At 70.4% G+C, this 16,889-nt stretch carries 17 protein-coding genes; 2 read left to right on the top strand and 15 right to left on the bottom strand.

The genetic code is table 11. The features are described from left to right. Positions 1-31: 31 nt before the first annotated feature. From ASC99_RS11185 to ASC99_RS11135, 11 genes are all read right to left on the bottom strand, one after another. Positions 32-1,393, bottom strand: coding sequence for a UDP-glucose/GDP-mannose dehydrogenase family protein (locus tag ASC99_RS11185; RefSeq protein WP_057230972.1), 1,362 nt, complete (start codon positions 1,391-1,393; stop codon positions 32-34). A gap of 2 nt (positions 1,394-1,395) precedes the next feature. Next, positions 1,396-1,956, bottom strand: a complete 561-nt coding sequence (locus tag ASC99_RS11180) for a thioredoxin family protein (protein WP_057230768.1) — start codon at positions 1,954-1,956, stop codon at positions 1,396-1,398. A gap of 14 nt (positions 1,957-1,970) precedes the next feature. Continuing rightward, positions 1,971-2,429: a VOC family protein gene (locus ASC99_RS38430; RefSeq protein ID WP_057230766.1), complete on the bottom strand. Its 459-nt coding sequence runs from the start codon at positions 2,427-2,429 to the stop codon at positions 1,971-1,973. 59 nt (positions 2,430-2,488) lie between these two features. After that, on the bottom strand, positions 2,489-2,818 hold the full coding sequence (locus tag ASC99_RS11170) for a putative quinol monooxygenase (RefSeq protein ID WP_057230764.1): 330 nt from the start codon (positions 2,816-2,818) through the stop codon (positions 2,489-2,491). Beyond that, positions 2,815-3,996 (bottom strand): hypothetical protein, encoded by a 1,182-nt coding sequence (locus tag ASC99_RS11165; protein WP_057230762.1) that lies wholly within the window; start codon positions 3,994-3,996, stop codon positions 2,815-2,817. Before ASC99_RS11165 ends, ASC99_RS11170 begins: the two co-directional genes overlap by 4 nt. Further along, positions 3,993-4,487, bottom strand: coding sequence for a VOC family protein (locus ASC99_RS11160; protein WP_057230760.1), 495 nt, complete (start codon positions 4,485-4,487; stop codon positions 3,993-3,995). The genes ASC99_RS11165 and ASC99_RS11160 overlap by 4 nt, the downstream gene beginning before the upstream one ends. After that, positions 4,487-5,734, bottom strand: coding sequence for a Gfo/Idh/MocA family oxidoreductase (locus ASC99_RS11155; protein WP_057230758.1), 1,248 nt, complete (start codon positions 5,732-5,734; stop codon positions 4,487-4,489). The genes ASC99_RS11160 and ASC99_RS11155 overlap by 1 nt, the downstream gene beginning before the upstream one ends. Positions 5,735-5,739: 5 nt before the next feature. Further along, positions 5,740-6,117, bottom strand: coding sequence for a cupin domain-containing protein (locus tag ASC99_RS11150; RefSeq protein WP_057230756.1), 378 nt, complete (start codon positions 6,115-6,117; stop codon positions 5,740-5,742). 59 nt (positions 6,118-6,176) lie between these two features. Beyond that, positions 6,177-7,076, bottom strand: a complete 900-nt coding sequence (dapA, locus tag ASC99_RS11145) for a 4-hydroxy-tetrahydrodipicolinate synthase (RefSeq protein ID WP_082598239.1) — start codon at positions 7,074-7,076, stop codon at positions 6,177-6,179. Between the two features lie 51 nt (positions 7,077-7,127). After that, on the bottom strand, positions 7,128-8,531 hold the full coding sequence (locus ASC99_RS11140) for an aminotransferase class V-fold PLP-dependent enzyme (RefSeq protein ID WP_157531479.1): 1,404 nt from the start codon (positions 8,529-8,531) through the stop codon (positions 7,128-7,130). Positions 8,532-8,834: 303 nt separating this feature from the next. Beyond that, complete coding sequence (locus ASC99_RS11135; protein WP_057230752.1) at positions 8,835-9,692, bottom strand: helix-turn-helix transcriptional regulator; 858 nt, start codon at positions 9,690-9,692, stop codon at positions 8,835-8,837. Positions 9,693-9,856: 164 nt separating this feature from the next. On the opposite strand from ASC99_RS11135, the gene ASC99_RS11130 reads away from it, so the two are divergent. Then, positions 9,857-11,278, top strand: a complete 1,422-nt coding sequence (locus ASC99_RS11130; protein ID WP_057230968.1) for an MFS transporter — start codon at positions 9,857-9,859, stop codon at positions 11,276-11,278. Between the two features lie 13 nt (positions 11,279-11,291). Here ASC99_RS11130 and ASC99_RS11125 read toward each other — a convergent pair whose 3' ends face one another. The 4 genes from ASC99_RS11125 to ASC99_RS11110 all read right to left on the bottom strand — a co-directional run bounded on the left by ASC99_RS11125 (position 11,292) and on the right by ASC99_RS11110 (position 16,152). Beyond that, positions 11,292-12,215 (bottom strand): LLM class F420-dependent oxidoreductase, encoded by a 924-nt coding sequence (locus ASC99_RS11125; RefSeq protein WP_057230750.1) that lies wholly within the window; start codon positions 12,213-12,215, stop codon positions 11,292-11,294. Between the two features lie 111 nt (positions 12,216-12,326). Continuing rightward, the gene (leuA, locus tag ASC99_RS11120) at positions 12,327-14,126 is read right to left on the bottom strand and encodes a 2-isopropylmalate synthase (protein WP_200948311.1); all 1,800 of its coding nucleotides are present in this window, start codon (positions 14,124-14,126) and stop codon (positions 12,327-12,329) included. A 198-nt stretch (positions 14,127-14,324) separates the two neighbouring features. Then, a complete protein-coding gene (locus ASC99_RS11115; RefSeq protein ID WP_082598237.1) occupies positions 14,325-15,605 on the bottom strand; it encodes a benzoate/H(+) symporter BenE family transporter in 1,281 nt (426 codons plus the stop codon). Beyond that, positions 15,598-16,152: an XRE family transcriptional regulator gene (locus ASC99_RS11110; protein WP_057230748.1), complete on the bottom strand. Its 555-nt coding sequence runs from the start codon at positions 16,150-16,152 to the stop codon at positions 15,598-15,600. Before ASC99_RS11110 ends, ASC99_RS11115 begins: the two co-directional genes overlap by 8 nt. A gap of 117 nt (positions 16,153-16,269) precedes the next feature. On the opposite strand from ASC99_RS11110, the gene ASC99_RS11105 reads away from it, so the two are divergent. Continuing rightward, positions 16,270-16,803 (top strand): YbaK/EbsC family protein, encoded by a 534-nt coding sequence (locus ASC99_RS11105; RefSeq protein WP_057230746.1) that lies wholly within the window; start codon positions 16,270-16,272, stop codon positions 16,801-16,803. Positions 16,804-16,889 lie beyond the last annotated feature (86 nt).

Here is a 16,889-nt window from a genome sequence, read left to right as displayed (position 1 = left end):
TCGCAAGAGGGACGGGGGAGGGGTGCTGGACTCAGGCGGCCCCGGGCTCGCGGAACGGAAGCTCGCCGGCCGACGGCACCCGCCCGGGTGCCCGGACGCTCCAGCCCGCCTCGGCCCAGGCCCGGTGGTCCAGCGCGTTTCTGCCGTCGACCAGCCGTGGCGTGCGCACCCACCCGGCGAGCCGGCGCGGATCGGCGGTGCGGAACTCGTCCCACTCGGTGAGCAGCAGGACGAGGTCGGCGCCGGTGACGGCGGCCTCCAGGGAAGGGACGAAGTCGAGCTCCGGGCGGGCCACGGCTCCCGCCGGCCCCGCCATCGGGTCGTACACGGTCACGACGGCTCCCGCGCGCGCCGCCGCTGTGGCGACATCGAGGGCCGGGGAATCGCGCACATCGTCCGTGTCCGGTTTGAACGCGGCACCCAGCACGGCGATCCGCCGGCCGGCCAGCTCGCCGCCGAGGGCGTCCCTGGCCAGCGCCAGCACTCTGCTGCGGGCCCGGAGATTGATCGTGTCGACGGCGCCCAGCAGGTCGACCGCGCCCGTACCGCCCAGCTCGCGGGCCCGGGCCCGGAAGGCCCGGACGTCCTTGGGCAGGCAACCGCCGCCGAACCCGACTCCCGCGTTCAGGAACTGCGGCCCGATCCGGGCGTCCTGGCCGATGGCCCGGGCCAGCATCGTGACGTCGGCCCCGGTGGTCTCGCACAGCTCCGCCATCGCGTTGATGAAGGAGATCTTCGTGGCGAGGAAGGAGTTGGCCGCGACCTTCACCAGTTCCGCCGTGGCGAGATCGGTGACGAGGAACGAGGTGCCCCGGTCCAGGATGTCCGCGTAGACCTCCCGGAGCAGCTTTTCGGCGACGTCGGAGCGCACCCCGACGACGATCCGGTCCGGTGAGAGCGTGTCCGCGACCGCGTGCCCCTCCCGGAGGAACTCGGGGTTCCAGGCGAGTTCGACGGTGCCACCCGCCGGGGCGAGCGCGACGAGGCGGTCCGTGAGCCGGGCGGCCGTGCCGACCGGGACGGTGGACTTGCCGACGACCAGGCAGGGCCGGGTCAGGTGCGGGGCCAGCGCGTCGATCGCGGCGTCCAGGTAGGTCAGATCGGCTGCCCCGCCCTCGGCGGACTGCGGCGTGCCGACGGCGAGGAAGTGGACGTCGGCGAAGGCGGCCGCTTCCGCGAAGTCCGTGGTGAAGCGCAGCCGCCCCGAGGAGGTGTGACGGCGCATCAGGACATCGAGGCCGGGCTCGTGGAACGGAACCTCGCCCCGGGCCAGCCGGGCGACCTTGGCGGCGTCCACGTCCAGACCGATGACCTCGAAGCCCATCTCGGCGAGCCCTGCGGCGTGGGTGGCACCGAGATACCCGGTGCCGAGCACGGAAATCTTCGGCTTCATGATCAGGCCGGCTCGTTCCCGGGTGCCCACTTCACCGAACACCCCATGCTGGCGTGGTGCGGCTCCGGTACGGGCCGCCCGGCCAGCACGTCGGTGACGGCGGTCCGCAGCCGCTCCCCGGTCACCGGCCGGCCGTTGCCGGGGGTCGAGTCGTCGAACGACCCCCGGTAGGCGAGCAGGCGGTCCGCCCCGTACAGGAAGAAGTCCGGGGTGCAGGCGGCGCGGTAGGCCAGGGCCACCGACTGGTCGGAGTCGATCAGGTACGGGAACGTCCAGCCGGTACGGGCGACCTGGTCGCGCAGTCCGTCCGGACCGTCGTCGGGCGCGACGGAGGTGTCGTTGCTGCAGACGGCGACCACGGCAAGCTCCGGGAACTCTGCGGCGAAGGCACCGATCGCCTTCTCCAGGTGCTTGACGAACGGACAGTGGTTGGAGAGGAAGGCCACCAGGAGGGCGGGCGCCCCGTCGTGGTCCTCGCGGGTGACGGTCCGTCCGTCGACGGCGGGCAGCACGAAGTCGGGCGCGGGGGTGCCGAGCGGCACCATGAAGGAGGAGACGGCCATGGCGGTGTCCTCCCTTACTTCTGCTCGTCGGAGAGCAGCAGCGGCGCGCTCGGGTGAAGGCCGCGGGAGTCCTTGACGACCTCCACGTACATCCCGTCCGGGTCGATGACGAAGAAGTAGTCGACCAGGGTGCGGCCGCGGGCGATCTCGGTGACCTCGCCGATCCCCGCGGCGATGATCTCCTCGCGGGTCGCCACCAGGTCGGGGACGTTGAAGCCGAGGTGCTTCACGCCGACCTGGGGCAGGTTGTTGCCGACGGTGAAGGTGGGACGAGGAGCGTCCGCGACCGGGGCGTAGTGGAAGAGCTCCAGGACGTAGCCGCCCTCCTGCTGGAGGTGCGTGATGGTCAACGACTTGTCCTGCTTGGCCCACTCGGCGATGAGCCGGAAGCCGAAGTGGCCGTAGAAGGCCTTCGAGGCCTCGAGGTCGCTGACGGTGAAGGCCGTGTGGTGCGGCCGGTACGTGACGGTCATGGGTCCTGCTTTCCGAAGCGTCTGCGGGGGACAACGGGCCGCCCGGGCGGGCGGGGCCGCTACGGGCGTGGCGCGAGCCCGTTCGCGCTGAACAGCACCTCCAGGAACTCGATCCGCGGCGGGCCCTGGACGAACGGCACGTGCAGCCGCCCGAACTCGGCGGTCTGCGCGGTGGCCCGGTGGTCGTCGAACGCGGCCTTGTCGCGGTAGATCTCGTAGAACACCCGGGCCAGCGGCTCGGCCGCGATCCGGTGCACGGCGTAGCCGACCAGGCCCGGCTCGTCGGCGGCGGCCTGCGAGATGCGCCACTCGGCGAGGGCGTCGAAAGCCGCGACGGCTTCGGGCCTGAGGTTGAAGCGCGCCACCACCGCGTACTGGGCGCCGCTCACGGCTCCGACCTGGCCGAGGCCAGCAGCGGGAAGCCGCCCTCGTAGCTGATGCCCCGGGCGATCTCGTCCTCGTTGGCGGTGATGCAGTCGGCCAGCGCCACCACCCACTCGGCGGTGAGCTCACGGCGGCGGGCGGTGGCGAGGATCTGGCGCAGCGGGTTGACGTGCGCCTCGGAGAGGCCGCGCAGGCTGAGGATCTGATCCGGTGTCACATCGTGCGGGAAGGACGGCGGCAGGGGGCTGCCGCTGACCTTGAAGTTGAGGATGGTGCGGATGCACTTCTCGCACTGGCAGCAGTTGCGGTCCTTCTGCTCCCCCTGCCAGCACACGCGCAGGTTGTCGGCGCCTTCGGGCCAGAGCCGGGCGAGGCCGGCGACCTTGTCGCTGCGCTCGATGCCGGTCGCGTCGTGGTGCATGCGCATCCGGCCGCCGGAGAGCATCCAGTCGGTCATCGGGTTGGAGCCCCAGGGCAGGACGAGCGAGCCGTACGGTTCGGAGCTGGCGATCACCCCGTGCTCGAACCTGCCGCTGAAGAGGGTGAGCACGGAGGTCATGCCGGTGGCGAAGGCGTCCTCCCAGTGCCTGAGGTCGCTGTGCCACAGCTGCCGGAAGTTGGTGGTGACCGGCAGCAGTTCGATGCCGACGCCCTTCAGCAGCGGAACACTGCGGGCGTACAGCGCGTCGTACGCGTCACGCTCCTCCAGCGGGATGTCGTAGCCGTGCACCATCACGGCGGCGGTCAGGCCGAGCGAGCCGCGGCCGGCCGTCTTCTTGACGTGGCGGATCGTGGTGAAGGCGCTGTCGACGCCGCCGGAGAAGGTCTGCAGGGCGGAGCGGGTGTCGGGCCGGTCGCGGTCCGGCACCTCACGGTCGGCGGAGAGCTCGACGGCGGTGTAGCGCTCGGGGCGCCACTGCAGCCAGGCCGCCTGGAACTCCTCCAGGTTCTCCAGCAGGGTCACCGAGACCGGGCCCTCGACGTGCAGGTTCTCGCCCTTGCGCATGGCCAGGAACAGCGTGGCCAGCAGGAAGGGGTCCATCAGGTCGGTCAGGTACGGGGCGTGGCGCAGGTCGACCCGGTACCAGAGGTGGTCGGTCGGCGTGCCGTCCTGATGGGACACGTCGACGGAGAGCTCCAGCCGGCCGTCGGTCTCGGTGCGCTGGACGGGGGCGATCCTCATGCTCGGTTGCTCCTTCTCGGAGAGTGCGGGGGCGCGGTGGGCGGTTCGATCAGTTCGACGAGGTTGCCGTCGGGGTCGCGGAGGTAGAGGAACTTCACGCCCCGGGCGGCGGCCGGAGCGTCCACCTCGACCGGCCCGCCGACCACTTCGACCTGCTGGTCGCGCAGCTCGGCGGCGGCCGCGGCGATGTCGGCCACCGCGAGGGCGACGTGGCGCAGACCGGTCGTGTTCGACGGAGCCGGGGTGGTGCCGGCCCGAACGTGCCGGTCGTACTGGGTGAGTTCGAGGACGGTCTGCGCGCCGGGGATTCGCAGGTGGACGGTGGTGGCGGTGGCACCGGGCACGCCCACCCCCGCGCCGAAGCAGGGGGTGGTCAGCTCCAGCCGCTTGGCGACCTCTGCGTCGAACAGACGGACGTAGAAGTCGGTGAGCCGCTCGATGTCCTCGGTCACCATCGCCACATGGAGTACGCCATGGACCTTGATCGTCATCAGGCGAGCACCTCTCGGGTCAGCCGCTCGCCCAGCAGGGGCGCGGCCGGGGTGACGGTGTGGAAGGCGGGGTCCAGGGCGGGGAGCATCCCGGCCAGCCGGGCCCGCTGGCGCTGCTCCAGGAAGGCCAGGAAGGCCTGGCCGACGCCCGCGCCGAGCCCCAGCTTGAAGGAGTCGACCACCCAGCCCTGGAGCACGTCGCCGCGGCCTGTTCCGGGCCCGGGCCGATGGCCTGCGGCGTCCCCGACGGCCGACCTGATGAGCGCCGAATCGCGCAGCACCTGGGCCAGGTCGACCCGGGCCGGGGCCGCTGCGGACAGCCGGGTGAAGGCCTCCGAGATCATGCCCAGCATGTTGTCGTCCGAGGTGAACAGCTTCTTGCTGATGACCGTGCTGCCTCGGCAGAGCATCACGCCGGCCTTGATGTCGGCCAGCTCCTCGCAGATCGGGGCGTACGTGGCGTGGATCGACAGGCCGTCCCGGCTGAACAGGTCGAGGCTCCGCACGATGGTCGGGTAGTGCAGGTTGGAGTAGTGCACGAAGGCCGCACCACTTGCCGCCCGCCCCACGATGACGCCTTCGCCGAGCCGCAGTGGCGTTCCGTCAGGGGCGACCATGGGGTCGAGGTCCTCGGCGTACTCCACGCGTTCGGGTTCGCCGAGCAGGTCGGTGCCGATGTACAGCTGGTGCGGCATCTCGACCTCGAAGACCGTGGGTGAGGCGGTGCCGGAGGCGCCTCGTCCGCGCAGGTTGTCCGCACGGCGGTCCTTGGAGAAGTTGGTGACGCACAGGACCGGGTCGAGGTCGTGCAGCTCTATCAAGTCCCGGACGGCCCCGTGCACTTGGGAGTGCAGATAGTTGCGGACGAGGACGGCCTGCGAGGTCTCCAGGACGCGGCGGACGTCGTCGATGAGCTCCGGGGCGACCGTGAACGGCTTCTCGATGACGAACTTGCGATAGCCGGCGCGCCACCACTCCAGCAGAACGGGGGCGAGCGTGCGGCTGGGCAGACAGAGGTCGATGATGGTCGACTCCGGTGCGCCGGGCGCCAGTTCCTCCCGGGTGGCCATCACCCGCTCGGCCACGTTGTCACGTCGCAGGAGTCCGGCCAGTTCGGGCCCGGCCTTGCGGACCGGGTCGAGGAACTGGATGCGGTTGCGGTCCAGGCGCCCGGAACGGGCGAGATGGGAGTAGGCCCGGTAGTGGAGCGATCCCGCCTTTCCCGCTCCGACGATGACGACGTCCATCAGGGTCAGCCCGCCTTGACGTGCTCTACCGCGTCGGCGAACTCGGCGTCGCCGATGTGGAAGGCCAGGTAACGCAGCGTCTCCGTACCGGTGTTGGAGATCCGGTGCTTGGTGCCGCGCGGGATCCGGACGCAGGAGGACGGCGAGAGCTGGTACAGCTCGCCGTCGAACTCCAGTTCGGCCTGGCCCGCGATGATGAAGTACGTCTCGTCGGTCTTCGGGTGGTGGTGCACCTGGCCGCCCTTGCCGGGCTCCGCGCTCGCCACGGCGACGCGCACGACCCGGCTGCCCGGACTGTCGGCCGCGGCGTAGAGCAGCGACCGTACGACGTCGCCGCCGTACACACCCTCGGTCATGGCGGCCACATCGAGAAGTGGGTTCATTCCTGTTCGTCCTCATCCGTAGTGGGTTCGACTGGCTGCGGGTGGAACTCGCCCTGAATTCAGAGGAGTTCGCAGTCCTTCATGATTGTTTCGAGCTCGCCGAAGCGGTCCTCCGGCAGCGGGGTCAGCGGCAGACGCGGGTCACCGACCTCGAACTGGGCAAGCGAGAAGGCCTTCTTGAGTGCGATGGGATTCGTCGCGAAATAGATTCCGCGGTAGAACTCCGCGTACTTCAGGTAGAGATCGCGCGCGGTGGCGAAATCACCGGCGAGGGCGGCCTCCACGATGGATCGGCTCTGCCGGGGAATGACGTTGGCCGCCACCGAGACATGGCCGTGGCCGCCCAGCAACAGGGCGGGAAGGGCGGTGAAGTCATTACCGGCGAGTACCACGAAATCGGTGTCGCGCACCAGGTGGATCACCCGGCGCATCCGCACGATGTCCTGGTTTCCCTCTTTCATCCCGATGATGTTCGGGTGGTTCGCCAGCTCGGCGACCTGACTGGGCGAGATGTCGACCGTCGTACGGCCCGGCAGGTTGTGCATCAGCAGCGGGATCGTGACGGCGTCCGCAACCAGGCGGAAATACGCCACCAGACCGCGCTCGGTGGGCGGGTCGAGGTACGGGGTGAAGGCGAGTACGGCGTCGGCGCCGAGTTTCTCGGCCTCCTTCGCCAGCTCCAGGGTGCGGGTCAGGTTCTCGGTGCCGATGTCGGGAATGACCATGGCGCGCCCGGCTGCCTGCTCCACGCAGATCCGGGTGATCCGCAGCTTCTCCTCGTCGGTGAGGGCCGCCGCCTCGCCGGTCACACCGTTGGGACACAGCCGGGTGACGCCGTTGTCGATCTGGAAGTCGACCAGGCGGCGCAGCGCCACCTCGTCGACGGCGCCGGAGGCGTCGAAGGGGGTGAGAAGGGTGGTGTACGCGCCGACGAAGCGGCGCGTCCGGGTGCTCAGCACATGATCTCCAGGGTGGTGTCGTGGACGCCCGGGGGAGGGCGTGCGGAGGCGTCACCCGGCGGGGTCCGGGTGATGCCGTGATGGGTTCGCGACCGGGCGCACCACCGCGCGGGCACGCATGGGCGCGCCCGTACGCGCGGAGGATTGCGGATACGCAGGCGGTGGCAGGACTCGGCCAGGCAGGCAGGCAGGCAGGCAGGCAGGCAGGCAGGCAGGGTGCGGCGGGGCAGGCCCTGCCGAGGGCGCGCGGAAACACGGTGGGGGTGAAGGCGGGGTGCGGCGGACGTCAGGCGGTCCGCGGTCCCTGCTGGCGCGACAGGACGGCCGCCATGGAGCCCGGCCGGGCTCGTGGCCGAAACCGCGCTCCAGGAGGAGGATCTCCAGAGCGGTCAGCACCGGGAGCAGGTCGAGCGGGGAGACCGAGCCGATGTGGCCGATCCTGATGATCTTCCCCTTGAGGCTGCCCTGGCCGCCGACGATGCGGATGCCGAAGCGCTCGTGCAGCGCCTCGACCAGGCCGTCCGCGCGGCCGTCGGCAGGCAGTACGGCGGCGGTGAGCGAATGGGACGGCCGTGCCTGCGGGAAGAGTGGCAGGCCCAAGGCCTCCAGGCCGGCCCGGCACACGGCCGCATTGCGTGCGTGCCGCTCCCAGACCTGCTCCAGACCCTCGGCCTCGATCCGGTCGAGACCGGCGGCGACGGCGAACAGCGTCGCGTTCGGCGGGGTGTTGGGGACGGTGCTCTCCCGCGCAGCCTCGCGCAGCAGGTGGAAGTTCCAGTACGAGTAGCCCTGGGACGGGCGCACCGCATCCCAGCCCAGCTCGCCGATGGCGACGAAGGCCGCACCGGGCGGGCTCATCAACCCCTTGTGCGAGGCGGTCAGGGCGAAGTCCACGCCCCAGTCGTCCATATGGAAGGGCTCGACACCGATCGACGTCATGGTGTCGACCACGACCGTGGCGCCGTACCGTCGGCCGAGGGCCGCGAGGCGCTGCACGTCGTGGACCGTTCCGGTCGAGGTCTCGCAGTGCGTCAGCAGCAGATGCCGGGGCCGCAGCCTCGCCAACTCGAGCTCCACCGCTCCGAGTTCGAAGGTCTGACCGTCGGGTACCTCGTGCAGCCGGACATCCGCCCGGTAGGTGCCGCAGAGCTCGGCCCAGCGGCGGCCGTACTTCCCGGCCGCCAGGACCAGGACGGTGTCGCCCGGCGCCACGATATTGGCCACGACGGATTCCATCGCGCCGGTTCCGGATGCCGGCAGCATCAGTACCTGGCCGCTGGTGCGGAACAGATTCTGCAGACCGCCGTGGATACGCTCGAAAAGCTTCTTGAAATCAGCCGTCCGATGATGGGTCAGCTGAGCGATGGAGGCCATCCTGATGCCTAACGGCACATGGGTCGGCCCCGGTGTGAACATGTCTAAGTCCTGCATCAGACTCCCCCGAGTTGGCTGCAAAGGAAGAAATCAGGCGCGGAGTCCCGCACGCGCTTTTGTGGGGCCGTCGATAGGCCTCTCGAACAACTGCCGGACCTGGCACAGGTAGCTCGGGTCAGACATGTTCGTGATCGGTGGACCAACCCTCGCACCTCCTGTCGGCCATATCAAGAGCGCACAGCAACTACCTGGCTACGCACCACATCTGCGCTGGTCAAAGCAAGTTGACGAAGTATCGGGTTGACCAGAATATGGACAGCTTTCGCACGGCCGCCAGGCCGGCGTCCGGCGGCCCCACCCGCCCGGGTGCAGATGTGACCCAGGTCATGCCGAATCCCCGGACAGCAGCCATCCCACCTTCTGTGCGGTATCCGTTCCAGCGAGCGGGTTGTAGAGCACCACGGTCAGGTCGGGCCGTGCGGGGAGCCGCAGTTGACTGCTCTCGAAACTGAGCGCGCCGACGACCGGATGCTCGACCTCGTTGACGATCACCCCGGCCTCCTGGATATCCAGGCGCGCCCACAGTTCGGCGAACTCCGCGCTGGTACGGCTCAGTTCACTGACCACCTCGCGGAAACCCTCGTCGTCGGGCCGCTCGGCGGCGGACGCGCGGAACGCGGCGACCACCGCCGGCGCGACCCGTTCCCAGGACCGGGCCCGGCCGTCCCCACGCCGGAACCGCTGGTCGTGGAAGAAACCCACCAGGCAGTTGCGCTCGGCGCCCGGCAGTCCGAGCGCAAGCCGTGCCGACTCGTTCCACGCCACGTGGTTCCAGTGGCGGTCGAGCATGGTCGCCGGGTGCGGACCCCAGGCCTCGACCAGCCGTTGGAGCTCTTCGCAGTACGCGATCCTCGGTGCCGCGTCCGGCAGCGGAGGGTTGAGTTCCGCCAGTACGTACAGGTGGCGCCGCTCGGCGTCGTCCAGGCGGAGTACCCGCGACACCGCGTTTAGGACCTGCGCCGACACGGCGATGTCGCGGCCCTGCTCCAGCCACTGGTACCAGGAGTGGCCGACCCCGGCCAGCGCCGCGACGTCCTCCCGCCGCAGGCCGGGGCTGCGCCGCCGGCCGGCCGTCGGAAGACCCACCTCCGCAGGCGTGATCCGGGCCCGCCGACTGCGCAGGAAATCCCTGAGTTCGGCCCGGGGCGCCGTTGTCCGGACAGTCGAAGTCACGCTGCACATCCCCTCGTTGACCTCATCGAGCGCTGGTGGTGTCGGCCCGGCTGGTGGTGGCACCACCAGCACAGGCAGCGTCTTTCGCATCTGTCCGGGGTGGCGGAGCCTGTGATCATGACGACCACCCTGGCGCCGGTCCCGGACATCTCCGGGAAGCGCTCGGTCAGCAGATCGCCACCGGCCCCGCCAGCGACGACCGGCTCACCGGTCGCGCGCAGCTGACGCTCGTACTGCTGTGCGCGGCGCAGTTCATCATCGCGCTCGACTTCTCGATCCTGAATGTGGCGCTGCCGGTGCTCGGCGCCGACCTGACCATGGGCCAGGCCGATCTCCAGTGGGCCATCACCGCGTTCGCCCTGCCGTCGGGCGGGTTTCTGCTGCTCTTCGGGCGGATCGCCGATCTGTTCGGCCGGCGGCGGCTGTTCGTCATCGGCCTTGCCGTGTTCACCCTGGCCTCCGTCCTGGCCGCCGCCGCGTGGGGTACCGTGCCGTTCCTGGCCGCACGCGCCCTGCAGGGCCTGGGGGCGGCGGCGGTCGTACCGACCGGTATGTCCCTGCTGACCACGACGTTCCCGGAGGGCCCGCAGCGGAACAGGGCACTGGCGGTCAACGGCACGATCCTCTCGCTGGGCTTCACGGTCGGCATGCTGGTCGGCGGGGTGATGACCGACCATCTGGGCTGGCGGTCCACCATGGCCCTGCTGGCCGGCGCGGGTGCGCTCGTCGCAGTCGCCGCTCCGGCCCTGCTCACCGAGAGCCGGCCCGCCGGGCGGCCGCGACTGGACCTGCCGGGTGCGGTGACCGTCACGGGCGGTCTGCTGAGTGTCATCTACGCCCTGTCCACCGCTGCTGACCAGGGGTTCGGCGAGCCCGAGGTGATCGCCGCGCTGGTGCTCGGCGGGCTGCTGCTGGCGGCGTTCGTGGCCGTCGAGAACCGGGCTGCCGAGCCGCTGGTCTCGCTCCGGATGCTGCGCCGGCCCAGGGTCGCGTTCGGCAACCTGGGCGGGCTGGCGACGTTCTCGATGATGAGCTCGGTGATCTTCCTGCTCACGCTCTACCTCCAGGAGGTGCTCGGTCTTTCGGCCTTCGAGACCAGCCTGGTCTTCGGAGTGCAGGGCATCGTGCTGGCCGGCACCGGGATGACGGCCTCCCGGATCGTCGCCGCCCTCGGGGCCCGGACGACGCTGGTCGCCGGGCTCACGGTGCAGTCCGTGTGCACGGCGGCGCTGGTGTTCCTGCCCGCGGACGACGGCATCTGGCTGGCCGTCACCGCGCTGGTCCTCGCGTCCGTGGGCCATATGTCGGCGGTGGTCTCGTACGGCATTACCGCCACCTCGGGCCTGACCGACCGTGAACAGGGCCTGGCCACCGGACTGGTGACCAGTGCGCAGCAGATCGGCATCACGATCGGCATCCCGGTGCTCGGCGCGCTCGCGGCGGGCCGGGCAGGCAGTCTGGAGGACGCGGGCGAGGACTTCAGGACGGCCGTGCTGGCGGGTACCCGGCTGGGGGTCGGCGCGGACGCGGTGTTGGTGCTGGTCGCTGCCGTGTTCATCGGCCTCGGACTGCGTCGCGCCGCTGCCAGGCCCTGAACGCCCGGCCGGGTCATGGCAGTTGGGTGGCGACCTGGTCGGCGATCAGGTCCAGCTGACCGAGATCGGCCAGGTCGAGGATCTGGAGGTAGATTCTCGACGCACCGGCCGCCCGGTAGCGGTCCAAGGTCTTCAGGACCTCGTCGGGGGTGCCCGCGAGCCCGGTCGCCCGAAGGTCCGCCTCGTCGCGGTCGATCGCCGCGGCCCGCCGCGTGACTTCGGCGCCGTCCCGGCCGACGCACACGGTCAGGGCCGCCGAGTACACCAGCGTCCGCGGGTCGCGTCCGGCGGCTTCGGCTGCTTCCCGCACCCGGCGGAACTGGTCCCCGGTGTCCTCGGGTGAGCCGAACGGCACGTTGAACTCGTCGGCGAACCGGGCGGCCAGCGCCGGGGTTCGCCGGGCACCGCGGCCGCCGATCAGCACCGGCACCCGTCCCCGTACGGGCTTGGGCAACGCCGGGCAGTCCACCAGCCGGTAGTGCTGCCCCTCGTACTGGAACAGCTCGCCCCCCGGGGTGTCCCACATCCCGGTGAGGATCTCCAGCTGCTCCTCCAACCGGTCGAACCGGGCGGTCGGGAAGGGAATGCCGTACGCCAGGTGCTCGCGCTCGAACCAGCCTGCGCCCAGGCCGAGTTCGATGCGTCCGCCCGACATCTGGTCCACCTGTGCGACCTGGACGGCGAGGACGCCGGGCAGCCGGAACGTACTCGCCGTCATCATGGTGCCGAGGGTGATCCGGCTGGTCTCGCGGGCGAGTCCGGCCAGCGTGATCCAGGCGTCGGTGGGGCCGGGCAGGGCAGCGCCCGGGGCGACCTTCAGGTAGTGGTCCGACCGGAAGAAGCCGTCGAAGCCGAGCTGCTCGGCATGCCGGGCCACTCGCAGCAGGGTGGGATAGTCCGCACCCCGCTGCGGCTCGGTGAGTATCCGCAGATCCATCCGTCCTCCTCTCCGCTCCCCGGCTCGGGGGGCGGTCATGGCGTGGGGCCGACCCGTCGGGACGCTGCAACGGTTCTGACGTTCCGTCAGATCTCCGGCCAGGCAGTCCGGTCAGGCCTGGCCGCGGAAGCTCCGGTTGACCGCGGACACGACCGCCTTGAGCGAGGCGGTGACGATGCTGGAGTCCAGACCCACGCCCCAGAACGTGCGCCCGTCGATCGAGGCCTCCACGTACGCGGCGGCGCGGGCGTCGCCGCCCGTGGACATCGCGTGCTCCTGGAAGTCACCGACCCGCACGTCGATGCCGAGCTCGCCGAGTGCCGACACGAAGGCGTCGATGGGGCCGTTGCCGACTCCGTCCACGGTCCGCTTCTCGCCGTCGAGCAGCACCTCCACCGAGAACGAGTTCTTCTCGTCGATGACGGTGGCCGACTGATGCGACACCAGAGACATCCGGCCCCATGGCGTGATGCTCCCGTCCTGGCCGACCACGCCGGCCTCCGGAGCGTCGACGGGCAGGTACTCCTCGACGAACGCCTCCCACATCCGCGCCGGAGAGACCTCGCCGCCCTGGTCGTCCGTGCGGTTCTGGACCGCCTGCGAGAACTCGATCTGGAGGCCGCGCGGCAGGTTCAGCTTGTGCTCGGACTTCATGACGTGGGCGATACCGCCCTTGCCGGACTGGGAGTTGACCCGGATCACGGCCTCGTAGGAGCGGCCGACGTCCTTGGGGTCGATCGGCAGGTAGGGCACCGCCCAGCCGAAGGCGTCCACCGGGGTGCCCGCAGCGGCCGCCGAGTGCTCGAGCGCCTCCAGGCCCTTCTTGATGGCGTCCTGGTGCGAGCCGGAGAAGGCCGTGTAGACCATGTCGCCCCCGTACGGGTGGCGCGGATGTACCGGCAGCTGGTTGCAGAACTCGACCGTGTGGCGGATGCCGTCGATGTCCGAGAAGTCGATCATCGGATCGACGCCCTGGCTGAAGAGGTTCATGCCCAGGGTGACCAGACAGACGTTGCCGGTGCGCTCGCCGTTGCCGAACAGGCAGCCCTCGATGCGGTCGGCGCCGGCCAGATAGCCCAACTCGGCGGCGGCCACGGCGGTACCCCGGTCGTTGTGCGGGTGGACGGACAGCACGACTGCGTCGCGCCGGTCCAGGTGACGGTGCATCCACTCGATCGAGTCCGCGTACACGTTGGGGGTGGCCATCTCGACCGTGGCGGGCAGATTGACGATGACCCTGCGGTCCGCGCTCGGCTGCCAGACACCGATGACCGCGTTGCAGATCTCGGCGGCGTACTCCAGCTCGGTGCCGGTGTAGGACTCCGGAGAGTACTGGAAGCCGATCCCGGTGTCCGTCATCCGCTCGGCGAGATCGGCGCACAGCTGCGCGCCACCCACTGCCAGCCCGGTGATCTGCTCGCGCTCCATGCCGAACACCACGCGCCGCTGGAGGGTCGAGGTGGAGTTGTAGAGATGGATGATGGCGTGCTTGGCGCCGCGAACCGCTTCGAAGGTGCGCTCGATGAGGTGGCTGCGGGTCGGCACCAGCACCTGGATGGCGACGTCGTCGGGGATCCGGTCCTCGTCGATGAGCTGGCGGACGAAGTCGAAGTCGGTCTGACTGGCCGACGGGAAGCCGACCTCGATCTCCTTGTAGCCCATGGCGACGAGGAGTTCGAACATCCGCAGCTTGCGGTCGGCGCCCATCGGGTCGATCAGGGCCTGGTTGCCGTCCCGCAGGTCGACCGCACACCACTGCGGCGCCTTGGTGATGGTCTTGCCGGGCCAGGTGCGGTCGGGCAACTCGACGCCCTGGAACGACTGGTAGCGCCCGAACGGCATCCCGGACGGCAGCTGGAGCGGGAAGGCGGGGTATGCGGTGGTCGGCTGAACGGAGAACTGCGTGTTCATTCGGAACCGTTCCTCAGTGGATTCGTCGCGGCAGTGGGCCGACTGGGTGGCGCGTGGCCGGACTCCGCGACGAGGAGGTCGAGCCCTAGAGGCCCTCGTCGCGGCAGATAAGGAGGAGGCCGGTGCGGTGTATGTCGCGCATAGTGATCCACCTTATAACCAAGTCTTCCGGGTATCCCCAGCTGACGGTCCGTCATCTCAGCGGCTGGGACTGGCAGTTGACATGTTCGAATACTCGGGCGAGCTGGCTTCGGATGAGGTGACGTCGGACTGCACGGCGGGTGGCAGCGGTCTGCGCGGCCGGCGTCCGCGGGTGACCGCGATGGTCAGTGCCCCGGCCAGCAGCCCCCAGAACGCGGAGCCGACGCCGAGCAGTGTCACGCCGGACGCGGTGGCCAGAAAGGTGATGACGGCGGCCTCCCGGAAACCGTCGTCCGAGAGCGCGGCGGACAGCGAGTTCCCGATGGTGCCGAGCAGCCCGACTCCGGCGATGCCGACGATCAGCGCGGTGGGCATCGCGGCCAGCAGCGAGCTGACAGTCCCGCCGAAGACGCCCACGCACAGGTAGAACAGCCCCGCCCAGACGCCGGCCAGATAGCGCCGGCTCCGGTCCTCGTGTGCCTGCGGCCCCGTGCAGATGGCCGCCGTGATGGCCGCGAGATTCAGGCCGAAGCAACCGAAGGGCGCCAGCAGCACGTTGGTGACCCCGGTCCAGCTGATCAGCGGCGACACGGGCACCCGTCCGTACCCGTCGCCCCGCAGGACCGCGACCCCCGGCAGGTTCTGCGAGGCCATCGTCACCACGAACAGCGGCAGTGCGACGCTGACGGTCACCTGCCAGGAGAACGCCGGAGCGGTGAAGACCGGTTCGGCGAACGCGAAACGGATCCGGCCGGGCTGCAACGAGCCCTGTGCGGCCGCGACCGCGACACCCGCCGCGAGCGCCCCGAAGATCGCGTACCTGGGCAGCAGCCGTCGGCCCGCCAGATAGACCACGAAGATGGCGAACACGACGGTGAAGTGACCGTCCATGCTGCTGAACAGCCCCGTGCCGAACCGGACGAGCACCCCGGCCAGCAGCCCCGCCGCCAGCGGCACCGGGATCCGGCCCATGACCCGCTCGAACCAGCCCGTCAGCCCGCTGAGCAGGATCAGCACCGCCGAGATGAGAAAGGCTCCGACGGCCTGCGGCATCGTCACCCCGTCGAGCCCGGACGCGAGCAGGGCCGCACCCGGAGTGGACCAGGCCGTGACCACCGGCGCCCGGTAGCGCAGCGAGAGTCCGACACAGGTGACCCCCATACCGACACCGAGGGCCAGCATCCAGGAGCCGAGCTCGCGCGGGCCCGCTCCCGCCGCCTTGGCGGCAGTGAAGACGATCGCGGCGGAACTGACGACTCCCACCAGCACCGCGATCAGCCCGGCGACCACAGCGGAGGCCGGCGCGATCCGGCGTAACGTCCGGTCGATCTCACTCATCGGGCCGGTCCTTGCCGGAGGTACCTGCCGCCGCCGGGTAGCGCACGATCAGGACGGCCTCGACGTCGCCGGCCGGTGCGGCGTACAGATGCGGGACGTCGGCGGCCCAGTGGGCGTGTTCGCCGGCGCTCACCAGGCGGGGTGACGAGACGTCACCGAGGCGGGCGGTACCCGCCAGGACGACCATGTGCTCCTCGGTGCCGGGGGCGTGCGCGGCGGACTGCTGGACCGTGCCGGCGCGGATCCGCACGCGGTACACCTCATTGGTCGCGGCCGCGTCCTCGAAGCGCTCGGTCAGGACCGCGTCCACCGCGCTGCCCGAGATCCAGGCGCCCGCCGCCGTACCGATCAGGACCGAACTGAGGGGGGTGTCGAGCGCGGTGGTGAGCGCGTACAGGGTCTCCAGCGTGGGATTGCGCCCGCCGCTCTCCAACTCCGAGAGCGTGCCCTTGCCGACCCCCGACCGCCGGGCCAGCTCGGACAGCGACAGTCCCCGCTCGATCCGCAGCTCCCTCATGCGGCGACCTACCTGGTCAGCCAGTTCCATGATTCCCCGTCCCGCCTCGCCAGCGCCTCGTTGACTGCGCTGTCCACCGCGGCCTATCGTTCCATATCCAGAACGTTCTGTTTGCGGAACGCGAACATCTGATCCCGAGGGACTGGCATGACATCGCCGAGCGGACCCCTGCCCACCCGCAGTCAGCAGGTGGCCGACGCCCTGACAACGGCCGGAATCCCGGGTGGGATCCGCCAGTTGGCAGAATCGACGCGGACGGCCGCCGAGGCGGCCAACGCCTTGGGTTGCGAAGTCGGTGCCATCGCCAACAGCCTCGTCTTCATCTCCGACGACGTCCCCGTCCTGGTCCTCACGAGCGGCCGCCACAAGGTCGACACCGCGGGGCTCGCCACCCGCTGGGGCCGTGGCGAACTCCGCCGCGCCACGGCCGAGCAGGTCCGCCAGGCCACCGGACAGGCGATCGGCGGCGTCGCCCCCGTCGGCCACCCCGACCCGCTCCCCACGGTCGTCGACGAAGCCCTCACGGACTACCCCAGGATCTGGGCCGCCGCCGGCACCCCGCACACCGTCTTCCCCACGACCGCGGACGAACTGCTCCGGCTGACCGGCGGACGACTTCTCCCCGTCGGCCTCGGCAACACCGCCACGGACTCCAACGGGGCTGCTGTGCCTCGGCGTTGAGCGCGATCAGGATCGCGGCGACATGCCGGTTCGGCGGGCGATCGTCTCGTCCTTGACAGCCGCCCGCCTCCGGCGGAAAGCGCCGC

Origin of the sequence: Kitasatospora sp. Root107 (genome assembly GCF_001424875.1) — a bacterium.
In the GTDB taxonomy this organism is placed as follows: Bacteria; Actinomycetota; Actinomycetes; order Streptomycetales; family Streptomycetaceae; genus Kitasatospora.
The sequence above is the reverse complement of the archived record's forward strand: the minus strand, read 5'-3'. Positions and strand labels throughout refer to the sequence as shown.

Excerpts from the sequence above, each read along its gene's own strand:
- ASC99_RS11185 (WP_057230972.1), bottom strand. The coding sequence starts at position 1,393 with ATGAAGCCGAAGATTTCCGTGCTCGGCACCGGGTATCTCGGTGCCACC.
- ASC99_RS11180 (WP_057230768.1), bottom strand. The coding sequence starts at position 1,956 with ATGGCCGTCTCCTCCTTCATGGTGCCGCTCGGCACCCCCGCGCCCGAC.
- ASC99_RS38430 (WP_057230766.1), bottom strand. The coding sequence starts at position 2,429 with ATGACCGTCACGTACCGGCCGCACCACACGGCCTTCACCGTCAGCGAC.
- ASC99_RS11165 (WP_057230762.1), bottom strand. The coding sequence starts at position 3,996 with ATGAGGATCGCCCCCGTCCAGCGCACCGAGACCGACGGCCGGCTGGAG.
- ASC99_RS11160 (WP_057230760.1), bottom strand. The coding sequence starts at position 4,487 with ATGACGATCAAGGTCCATGGCGTACTCCATGTGGCGATGGTGACCGAG.
- ASC99_RS11155 (WP_057230758.1), bottom strand. The coding sequence starts at position 5,734 with ATGGACGTCGTCATCGTCGGAGCGGGAAAGGCGGGATCGCTCCACTAC.
- ASC99_RS11150 (WP_057230756.1), bottom strand. The coding sequence starts at position 6,117 with ATGAACCCACTTCTCGATGTGGCCGCCATGACCGAGGGTGTGTACGGC.
- ASC99_RS11135 (WP_057230752.1), bottom strand. The coding sequence starts at position 9,692 with ATGTGCAGCGTGACTTCGACTGTCCGGACAACGGCGCCCCGGGCCGAA.
- ASC99_RS11125 (WP_057230750.1), bottom strand. The coding sequence starts at position 12,215 with ATGGATCTGCGGATACTCACCGAGCCGCAGCGGGGTGCGGACTATCCC.
- leuA (WP_200948311.1), bottom strand. The coding sequence starts at position 14,126 with ATGAACACGCAGTTCTCCGTTCAGCCGACCACCGCATACCCCGCCTTC.
- ASC99_RS11115 (WP_082598237.1), bottom strand. The coding sequence starts at position 15,605 with ATGAGTGAGATCGACCGGACGTTACGCCGGATCGCGCCGGCCTCCGCT.
- ASC99_RS11110 (WP_057230748.1), bottom strand. The coding sequence starts at position 16,152 with ATGGAACTGGCTGACCAGGTAGGTCGCCGCATGAGGGAGCTGCGGATC.
- ASC99_RS11105 (WP_057230746.1), top strand. The coding sequence starts at position 16,270 with ATGACATCGCCGAGCGGACCCCTGCCCACCCGCAGTCAGCAGGTGGCC.